8 protein-coding genes are annotated in these 9,788 nt (G+C 69.1%); 5 read left to right on the forward strand and 3 right to left on the reverse strand.

The window, feature by feature from the left end:
• Positions 1-41: 41 nt before the first annotated feature.
• From ACFWW9_RS14090 to ACFWW9_RS14105, 4 genes are read left to right on the forward strand one after another with little or no spacing between them, the layout of a single operon-like run.
• Positions 42-866 (forward strand): helix-turn-helix transcriptional regulator, encoded by an 825-nt coding sequence (locus ACFWW9_RS14090; protein WP_390376186.1) that lies wholly within the window; start codon positions 42-44, stop codon positions 864-866.
• Positions 863-1,039, forward strand: a complete 177-nt coding sequence (locus tag ACFWW9_RS14095) for a DUF397 domain-containing protein (RefSeq protein ID WP_390376189.1) — start codon at positions 863-865, stop codon at positions 1,037-1,039. Before ACFWW9_RS14090 ends, ACFWW9_RS14095 begins: the two co-directional genes overlap by 4 nt.
• Complete coding sequence (gene hutI / locus ACFWW9_RS14100) at positions 1,036-2,166, forward strand: imidazolonepropionase (RefSeq protein ID WP_390376192.1); 1,131 nt, start codon at positions 1,036-1,038, stop codon at positions 2,164-2,166. Before ACFWW9_RS14095 ends, hutI begins: the two co-directional genes overlap by 4 nt.
• A gap of 20 nt (positions 2,167-2,186) precedes the next feature.
• Positions 2,187-3,077, forward strand: a complete 891-nt coding sequence (locus tag ACFWW9_RS14105) for a multiprotein-bridging factor 1 family protein (RefSeq protein WP_390376195.1) — start codon at positions 2,187-2,189, stop codon at positions 3,075-3,077.
• A 21-nt stretch (positions 3,078-3,098) separates the two neighbouring features.
• Here ACFWW9_RS14105 and ACFWW9_RS14110 read toward each other — a convergent pair whose 3' ends face one another.
• On the reverse strand, positions 3,099-4,607 hold the full coding sequence (locus tag ACFWW9_RS14110) for a S8 family peptidase (RefSeq protein WP_390376198.1): 1,509 nt from the start codon (positions 4,605-4,607) through the stop codon (positions 3,099-3,101).
• Between the two features lie 159 nt (positions 4,608-4,766).
• Between ACFWW9_RS14110 and ACFWW9_RS14115 the strand changes: the two genes are divergently transcribed.
• The gene (locus tag ACFWW9_RS14115) at positions 4,767-5,759 is read left to right on the forward strand and encodes an aldo/keto reductase (RefSeq protein WP_390376201.1); all 993 of its coding nucleotides are present in this window, start codon (positions 4,767-4,769) and stop codon (positions 5,757-5,759) included.
• Positions 5,760-5,793: 34 nt separating this feature from the next.
• Here ACFWW9_RS14115 and ACFWW9_RS14120 read toward each other — a convergent pair whose 3' ends face one another.
• Both ACFWW9_RS14120 and ACFWW9_RS14125 read right to left on the reverse strand, forming a co-directional pair.
• Positions 5,794-5,970 (reverse strand): DUF6104 family protein, encoded by a 177-nt coding sequence (locus ACFWW9_RS14120; RefSeq protein WP_390376204.1) that lies wholly within the window; start codon positions 5,968-5,970, stop codon positions 5,794-5,796.
• A 71-nt stretch (positions 5,971-6,041) separates the two neighbouring features.
• On the reverse strand, positions 6,042-9,752 hold the full coding sequence (locus ACFWW9_RS14125; protein ID WP_390376207.1) for a multifunctional oxoglutarate decarboxylase/oxoglutarate dehydrogenase thiamine pyrophosphate-binding subunit/dihydrolipoyllysine-residue succinyltransferase subunit: 3,711 nt from the start codon (positions 9,750-9,752) through the stop codon (positions 6,042-6,044).
• Positions 9,753-9,788: the final 36 nt, after the last annotated feature.

Below are 9,788 nucleotides of genomic sequence, written 5' to 3' on the forward strand. Positions count from 1 at the left end.
GATTCCCATCTTCGGAATTCCCGAAGGTCATCATGACCCCCATGAAGAGGCCACCATTCCGACGCCGGAAGCTGGGACGCCGCCTGCGCCAGATGCGCGAACAGGCGGGGATGACCATCGACGAGGCGGCGCTCGCCCTGGACAAGAAGCGCACCTCGATGTACCGCATCGAAGCGGGTGAGTCACAGGTGGACGTCCACCTCGCCCGCTCGATGATGGACGTCTACGACGTCTACCTGCCAAGGCTTCTGGACGACGTCCGGTACGCCTTGGAGCCGGGCTGGTGGGTCAAGTACGGGTACACCGTGCTGGGCTACGTCGACCTGGAGAGTGAGGCATCGGTGGTGCGGGAGATGTCCCTCTCCTACGTGCCGGGCCTGCTCCAGACCCCGGCCTACATGCAGGCGGTGTTCGAGGCGAGCCAACTGCGCAGGACCAGGTCCGAAATCGCCAACCAGGTGGAGATCCGGAAGATCCGCCAACTCCGCCTGACTGATGAGCAGCGCCCGCTGAACCTGATCGGGTTGATCGATGAATCAGCTCTTCGCAGGTTGGACCGCCACCCGGAACTCAAGGTCGAGCAGTTGGAGTCCCTGGTGATCATGTCCGACCTGTCGACGGTCACCCTCCGGGTGCTGTCTGAGGACGTCGGCATCCATGGAGGGTTGACCGGAGCGTTCACCCTGCTGGAGTTCCCGGACCAGGAAGACCCGGACATGCTGTACATCGAGTACCCCATCGGCGCGTCGCATTTCGAGGACGCGAGCGATGTGGCGCGGGCTAGATTGGTCTTCGAACACGTGGTCGCCCAGGCCATGAGCCACTCCGAGTCGGTGGCGTTGATCGAAGGGATGCTCACCGAGTGAAAGAGGTGTTTGTGGTGGAGTGGCGCAAGAGCAGCTACAGCGGCGATGGGAACGAGGGCAACTGCGTCGAGGTCGCCTTCACCGGACCGGTGGTCGCTGTGAGGGACTCCAAGAACACCGGGGCGCGGATCGCGTTCCCGGCCGAGGCCTGGAAGCGGTTCCTGCGTCGATGAGCACCCTCATCACCGGCATCGGCGAGCTGACCACCAACGACCCCGAGGTCTCCGGCACCGCGCTGGTGCTGGAGGGGGACCGGGTCGTGTGGGTCGGGGACGGGGAGCCCGCCGCCGACACCCGTGTCGACGTCGAGGGCCGGGCCGTCCTGCCGGGGTGGGTCGACAGCCACACGCACCTCGTGTTCGCGGGCGACCGGACCGCCGAGTTCGGCGCGCGGATGGCCGGGAAGCCCTACACGGCAGGGGGGATCGCCGTCACGGTCGGCGCGACCCGTGCCGCCTCCGACGACGAGCTGGCCGCCAACCTCAAGCGGCACATCGCCGAGGCCGTCAGCCAGGGCACCACGTACGTCGAGACCAAGACCGGGTACGGCCTCAGCGTCGTCGACGAGGTCCGGTCGGCGAAGCTGGCGCGGGAGCACGCCGACGAGGTCACGTTCCTCGGCGCGCACCTGGTGCCCGCGGGGACGACCGCCGACGACTACGTGGACCTCGTGCGCGGCGAGATGCTCGACGCCGTGGCCCCGCACGTGCGCTGGGCGGACGTGTTCTGCGAGACCGGCGCGTTCGACGAGGACCAGTCGCGCGCGGTGCTCGAAGCGGCCGCCGCCAAGGGACTCGGCCTGCGCGTGCACGGCAACCAGCTCGGCGAGGGGCCGGGGGTGCGGCTGGCCGTGGACCTCGGCGCGGCGAGCGTCGACCACTGCACCTACCTGTCCGACAAGGACGTCGAGCTGCTCGCGGGCTCGGACACCGTGGCCACGCTGCTGCCCGCGTGCGACCTCTCGACCCGCCAGCCGCTCCCGAACGCCCGCGGCCTGCTCGACGCGGGCGCGACCGTGGCGCTGGCCAGCAACTGCAACCCCGGCTCGTCGTACACGTCGTCGATGGCCTTCTGCGTCACCACCGCCGTCCTCCAGATGCGGATGAGCGTCGAGGAAGCCGTGCGGGCCGCGACCCTTGGTGGGGCGCAAGCGCTGCGTCGTGACGACATCGGCGTGCTCCGGCCCGGCGCGCGCGCCGACGTGCACGTGTTGAACGCCCCCTCGACCACCCATCTGGCCTACCGACCCGGTGTCCCGCTGACGCGGGCGGTGTGGCGAGCAGGGGTCAGGGTGCTGTAGGTCACGTAGGGTGCCTCCTTGTGGCGGAGGACTTCGGCGACGCGCTGACGCGGGCGATCGAGGCGGGCGGACTGAGCCTGGAACGGGTTCAACACCACCTGGCCCGGCGCGGCGCGCAGGTGAGCGTGTCGACGTTGAGCTACTGGCGGCGCGGCCGCAGCAGGCCCGAACGGCCGGAGTCGCTGCGCGTGGTCAAGCTGCTGGAGGAGATCCTCGGCGTCGACGACCTGCTGTGCAGCCTCGGCCCGAAGCGGCCGCGCGGCCGGTGGACCGAGCAGGCCGCCGAGCGCGCGTTGACGCTGGAGGGCATCTGGGACGTGCAGGCCGACGGCCTCAACGAGCTGATGCTCAAGGTCGACCACCTGGAACCCACCCCCGTCACCTACCTGACCTGGCGCGACGTGATGACCGTCGGACCGGACGGCCGGGAGGTCGAGTTCCGGTCCAGCGGCGTGCTGCGCGCCGACGAGGACGGCATCGACCGGTTCCTCGCCATCCAGCGGGCCGACGAGGAGGACGAGAGCGTCGGCACGATCACCGCGCAGGGGGCGTGCCGCCTCGGCCGGGTGCGCACCGAGCAGGAGCACGGGTTCCTCATCGCCGAGGTGCTGTTCGACCGGATGCTGCGCGCCGGGGACACGGCGCTGGTCGACTACCGGATCGCGTCGAACCCCGGCGGGATCAGCTCGGTCACCGACCGGCGGTTCCTGCGCGGGGCGCGGGACTACGTGCTCCAGGTGAACTTCCACCCCGACGCGGTTCCCGTGCGCTGCTACCGGTTCCGCCGCGAGACGTCGAAGGACCCGGAGAGCGACGTGCGCGACCTGTGGATCGGCACGACCCACAGCGCGCACCTGGTCGCGCACGACACCGGGCCCGGCATCCTCGGCATCCGCTGGGAATGGGAGTGACACCGGGCCCGGTTCGCGCAGCTACCTGACGGTCAGCGTGAACGTCGTGGTGGCGCTGTTCACGCCGTCCGTGGCCGTGATCGTGATCGGGTAGGTCCCCGCCGACCCGAACCCGGTGTACACGGAGAGCTGCGAGCTGCCCGCCGCCGAGATCGTCGACGGCTGGAAGAACTTCAACGACCCCTGCGGGCCGCCGGTCGCGGACAGCCGGACCGTGCCCGAGCCGCCCTGGACGGTCACCGTGGTGGTGCCGACCTGGCCGTTGCCGATCGTCTGCGAGGCAGGGGAGGTCGCGGCGGTCAGCTTGCCCGCGGGCGGGTTCGGCGGGTTCTGGCCGCCGGAACCCGTGTACAGGAACAGGTTCGGCGACCCGGACTTGATGTCGGTCAACAGGTCCTTGGTGGCGTTGGCGACCAGCGCGTCGCGCACCTGCTTGGGCGTGGCGCTCGGGTTCGCGCCGAGGTAGAGCGCCGCGGCGCCCGCGACGTGCGGGCTGGCCATCGACGTGCCGCCCATCTCGGTGTACCCGGTGTCACTCGAGTACGACGCCGAACGGATAGCCGTACCCGGCGCCCAGATGTCCAGGCACGTGCCGAAGTTGGAGCTGGCTGAGGAGTTCCACACCGACCTCTTCCCCGCTTGGTCGACCGCGCCGACCGTGATGGCTTCCGGAGTGCGGGCAGGCGTGAAACCGCACGCGTCCTGCCCGCTGTTGCCGCCCGCGAGGGCGTAGGTGAAGCCCGCGGCGATGGACTTGCGCACCGCGTTCTCCATGGTGGCGTTGCTGCCGTTGCCACCGAGGCTCATGTTGACCACGGCGGGCTTCACGCCGTTCGCGGTCACCCAGTCGATCGCCGAGATGATGCCCTCGAACGAGCCGGAGCCGTCGCAGCCCAGGACGCGCAGCGACACGATCTTGGCCTTCTTCGCGACCCCGTAGGTCTTGCCCGCGACCGTGCCCGCCACGTGCGTGCCGTGGCCGTTGCAATCGGAGGCGTCGGAGTCGTTGTCGACGAAGTCGTAACCGTAACTCGCGCGCCCCTCGAATTCGGAATGGGACTTGCGAATTCCGGTGTCGATGACGTAGGCCGTCACGTTCGACGCCGTGTTGTCGTAGGTGTACTTCTTGTCCAGCGGCAGTTCGCGCTGATCGATCCGGTCGAGCCCCCACACCGGATCGGTCTGCGTGTCCTGCACCCGGACGATCGCGTCCTGCTCCACGTAGTCGACCGCCGGGTCGGCGGCCAGCCGCCGCGCCTGCTGCTCGGACAGCCCCCGCACCGAGAAGCCCTGGATGGTCGAGGTGAACGAGCGGCCCAGTTTGCCCTGGTAGCGGGTGGCGAGCGCGTTGGCGTCGGCGCTCACGCCCTTCTTGTAGACCACGAGGTAGCTGCCGGGCACGGCCTCCGAGCCGGACGCGTGGAGGACGGCCTCCTCCAGCGGCGCGGCCGTGACGGTCGGGGCGAACAGGACCGCCCCGGTCAGCCCGAGCGCCGTGAGAACGGCTCCTCGGCGCAGTTGTTTCATCATCTGGGTCCTCCGCAGGGAATTGGTTGAACCGAGATGAAACTAACTCCACGACCGGGTGAAATGGCAGTGTCGAATATTCGAGGTCAATACTGTCAAATTTGTGGAAGCTGGAGTCGCTCCACGTGGCGGCGGGACCGTTCGAGGGGTTAGCTGGAGGGCATGGAGTACACGCACCTCGGTCGTTCCGGTCTCTCCGTGTCCCGCCTCTGCCTCGGCACGATGAACTTCGGCCCCGAGACCACCGAGCCCGACAGCTTCACGATCATGGACCGCGCCCACGAGCAGGGCGTCAACTTCTTCGACACCGCGAACGTCTACGGCGCGAAGAAGGGGGAGGGGGTCACCGAGCAGATCATCGGCCGCTGGTTCGACACCGGCGGCGGTCGGCGCGAGAGGACCGTGCTGGCCACCAAGGTCTACGGCGGCATGGGCGACTGGCCGAACACGAACCTGTTGTCCGCGTTGAACATCCGCCGCGCGGCGGACGACTCGTTGCGCCGCCTCAAGACCGACTACATCGACCTCTACCAGATGCACCACGTCGACCGCGCGACGCCGTGGGACGAGATCTGGGAGGCGTTCTCCGTCCTGCGCCAGCAGGGCAAGGTGCTCTACTTCGGCTCGTCCAACTTCGCGGGCTGGCACCTCGCCCAAGCCCAGGAAGCCGCCCGCAACCGGCACTTCCTCGGCCTGGTCAGCGAGCAGTCCATCTACAACCTGCTCAACCGCTGGGCGGAACTCGAAGTCCTGCCCGCCGCGAGGCACTACGGCCTCGGCGTCATCCCGTGGTCGCCGCTCCAGGGCGGCCTGCTCGGCGGCGTGCTGCGCAAGCAGCGCGAGGGCGGCGGCTCCCGCGGCACCTCGGACCGCGCCAAGGACGGCCTGGCCAAGCACCGCGACGCCATCGAGGGCTACGAGAAGCTCTGCGCCGACCTCGGCGAGGACCCGGCCGACGTCGGCCTGGCGTGGCTGCTGCACCAGGAGGGCGTGACGGCCCCGATCATCGGCCCGCGCACCGCCGCCCAACTCGACGGCTCACTCCACGCCGCCGAGCTGAAGCTCGACACCGAGGTACTGGCCAAACTCGACACCCTGTTCCCGGCCCCCGGCCCGAACGGCTCCAAGTCCGCCCCGGAGGCCTACGCCTGGTAGTGCTCGGTGGGGCCTCGACCGAGGCCCCACCGCGTCACTCGTCGTCCTCGTCGTCGCGGGCCAGGAACGTGGCCAGGCGTTCGATCGGGGTCTCGAAGTCGGGGTTCAGGTCGACGAACGCGCGCAGGCGGTCGGCCAGCCACGCGAAGCTGACCTCCTCGTCGCCCCGGCGCGTTTCCAGTTCCTCGATGCCGCGGTCGGTGAAGTACATCGGAATTCCTCCGTGAACGGCCGAGCCGCCGGAACCCACGTGCTCGGTTCCGGCGGCTCGGGGCGTGAAACCTAGTCGAACGCCTTCGTGATGATCTCGCGCTGCTCGACCTCGTGCACCTTGCTCGACCCGGCCGACGGGGCGGCCATCGGGCGGCGGGACACGCGGACCACGCGGAAGCGCGGGGGCAGCAGCTCCGGGAGCGCGAGGCCGTAGAACGGCCACGCGCCCTGGTTCGCGGGCTCCTCCTGCGTCCAGCGGACCTCGGTGGCGTTGGGGTACTGCTCCAGCGCCTCGGTCAGCTTGCGGGCGGGCACCGGGTAGAGCTGCTCGACCCGGACGACCGCGGTGTCCTTGACCTCGCGCTTCTCCTGCTCGGCCGCCAGCTCGTAGTAGATCTTGCCGCTGCACAGCACGACCTTGGTGACCTTCGACGGGTCCGGCTTCGTCGGGTCCTGGATGACCGACTTGAACCGCTCCTCGGTGAAGTCCTCGACCGGGCTGGTCGCGGCCTTCAGGCGCAGCATCGACTTGGGCGTGAACACCACCAGCGGCCGGTTCACGCCGTCGAGGGCGTGGCGGCGCAGCAGGTGGAAGTAGTTCGCGGGCGTCGACGGCACGGCGATCGTCATCGAGCCCTCGGCGCACAGCTGGAGGAACCGCTCGATGCGACCCGACGTGTGGTCGGGACCCTGGCCCTCGTGGCCGTGCGGCAGCAGCAGCACGACGTCCGAGCGCTGGCCCCACTTCGCCTCACCGGACGAGATGAACTCGTCGATGACCGGCTGGGCGCCGTTCACGAAGTCGCCGAACTGCGCCTCCCACAGCACCAGCGCGTCGCTGTTCGCGACCGAGTAGCCGTACTCGAAGCCGAGCGCGGCGAACTCCGACAGCACCGAGTCGTAGACCATGAACTTGCCCTGGTCGTCCGACAGGTTCTGCAGCGGCGTGTACTCCGCGCCGGTCTTGCGGTCGACCAGCACCGCGTGGCGCTGCACGAACGTGCCGCGTCGCGAGTCCTGACCGGCCAGGCGGACCAGACGGCCCTCCAGGGTCAGCGAGCCGAACGCGAGCAGCTCGGCGAACGCCCAGTCGATGCCGCCCTCGCGGGCCATCTTCGCGCGCCGCTCCAGGACCGGCTTGACGCGCGCGTGCGGCGTGAAGCCCTCCGGGAGGTTGACGTGCGCGTCGGCGATCTTCTCCAGCACCTCGATGCTGACCCCGGTGGGGAGCTTCGCGGGCACCTGCTGCTCGGACTCGACCGACGGGCTGGCCTTGGCGGGGTGCTTCTCCAGCTCGCGGACCTCGTTGAAGACGTGCTCCAACTGGCTGGAGAAGTCCTGCAACGCCTTCTCCGCCTCCTCGACGGAGATGTCGCCGCGGCCGATCAGCGACTCGGTGTAGGTCTTGCGCACCGAGCGCTTGGTGTCGATCACGTCGTACATGGCGGGCTGCGTCATCGAGGGGTCGTCGCCCTCGTTGTGGCCGCGGCGGCGGTAGCAGACCATGTCGATCACGACGTCCTTGTTGAACGCCTGCCGGTAGTCCACCGCCAGCTTCGCGACCCAGTAGCAGGCCTCCGGGTCGTCGCCGTTCACGTGGAAGACCGGCGCGCCGATCATCTTCGCGACGTCCGTCGAGTACTTCGACGACCGCGAGTTCTCCGGCGCGGTGGTGAAGCCGACCTGGTTGTTCACGACCACGTGCACCGTGCCGCCGGTGCGGTAACCGCGCACCAGGGCCAGGTTCAGCGTCTCCGCGACCACGCCCTGGCCCGCGAACGCGGCGTCGCCGTGCATCGCGACCGGGAGGACGGAGAAGCCGTCGCCGCCCTTGTCGAGGATGTCCTGCTTCGCCCGCACGATGCCCTCGAGCACCGGGTCGACCGCTTCGAGGTGCGACGGGTTCGCCGTCAGCGACACCTTCGTCTCGCCGTCGCCGAACATCCGGAAGTACTTGCCCTCGGCGCCGAGGTGGTACTTCACGTCGCCGGAGCCGTGCGCCTGGCCGGGGTCGAGGTTGCCCTCGAACTCGCGGAAGATCTGCGAGATCGGCTTGCCCACGATGTTCGCCAGGACGTTCAGCCTGCCGCGGTGCGGCATGCCGATGACGACCTCGTCCAGCTCGTGCTCGGCGGCCTTGTCCAGCACCGCGTCCAGCAGCGGGATGACCGTCTCGCCGCCCTCGAGCGAGAACCGCTTCTGGCCGACGTACTTGGTCTGGAGGAACGTCTCGAACGCCTCGGCGGCGTTGAGCTTGCTGAGGATGTACTTCTGCACGGTGGCTGGCGGCTTCTCGTGCGGGACCTCGACGCGCTCCTGGATCCAGTTGCGCTCCTCGGGCTCGAGGATGTGCATGTACTCGACGCCGACGGTGCGGCAGTAGGAGTTGCGGAGCACACCCAGGATGTCCCGGAGCTTCATCCGCTCCTTGCCCGCGAACCCGCCGACCGGGAACTCGCGCTCCAGGTCCCACAGCGTCAGGCCGTGCGACAGGACGTCGAGGTCCTGGTGGCTGCGCTGGCGGTAGTTCAACGGGTCCGTGTCGGCCATCAGGTGGCCGCGCGTGCGGAACGCGTCGATCAGCTCGATCACGCGGGCGGTCTTGTCGACCGAGCCCTCGGGGATGTCCGCGACCCAGCGGATCGGCTCGTACGGCAGCCGCAGCGACGTGAACACGTCGTCGTAGAAGCCGTCCTCGCCCAGCAGCAGCTGGTGCACGCGGCGCAGGAACTCGCCGGACTCGGCGCCCTGGATGATCCGGTGGTCGTACGTCGAGGTCAGCGTGATGACCTTGCTGACGCCCATGTCCGTCAGGGCCTGCTCGCTGGTGCCCTGGAAGTGCGCGGGGTACTCCATCGCGCCGACGCCGACGATCGTGCCCTGGCCCGCCTGGAGGCGCGGGACCGAGTGGTTCGTGCCGATCGTGCCGGGGTTGGTCAGCGAGATCGTGGTGCCGGAGAAGTCCTCCGTGCCCAGACCGCCGGTGCGGGCCTTGCGGATCAGGTCCTCGTAGGCCTGCCAGAACTGCGTGAACGTCATGTCCTCGCAGCCCTTGATCGAGGCCACCACGAGGGTGCGCGAGCCGTCCTTGCCGGGCAGGTCGATCGCCAGGCCGAAGTTGACGTGCTCGGGGCTGATCACGAACGGCTTGTCGTTCACCGTCGCGTAGTGGTTGTTCATGTTCGGGTACGCCTTGAGCGCCCGGACGACCGCGTAGCCGATCAGGTGCGTGAAGGAGACCTTCCCGCCCCGCGTCCGCTTCAGGTGGTTGTTGATCACGATGCGGTTGTCGGCCAGCAGCTTCGCGGGCACGGCGCGCACGCTCGTCGCGGTCGGAACGGTGAGCGACAGCTCCATGTTCTTCGCGATCGCGGCGGAAGCACCGCGGAGCTGCTTCTGCTCCTCGCCCTCGGCGGGCTTCACCGGCGCGGCCTTCGCGGCCTGCTGCGGCGCGGGCTTGCTCGGCGCCGCCGCCTTGGGAGCCGGAGGCTTGACGGCAGGCGCGGCCTGCTGTGGCGCGGCCTGCTGCGGAGCGGGCGTGGTGGCCTTGGGAGCCTGCCCGTTCTCGACCGCACGCGTCGTGGTGGTGGTCGTCGTCGAACCGGCGGAGGACGCCGTGACGCCCCCGCTGCCGGCTGCCCGCTGCGTCGGCTTGTAGTCGGCGAAGAAATCGTGCCACGCCGGGTCTACGGACGACGGATCGGCGAGGAACTGCTCGTACATCTCCTCGACCAACCACTCATTGGGGCCGAACTGTGACGCAGGACTACTGCTGGACACGGCTGCCGCTCGCCTCTATCCATATGGATCTTTTTG

It is taken from the genome of Umezawaea sp. NPDC059074 (genome assembly GCF_042738955.1).
In the GTDB taxonomy this organism is placed as follows: domain Bacteria; phylum Actinomycetota; class Actinomycetes; order Mycobacteriales; family Pseudonocardiaceae; genus Umezawaea.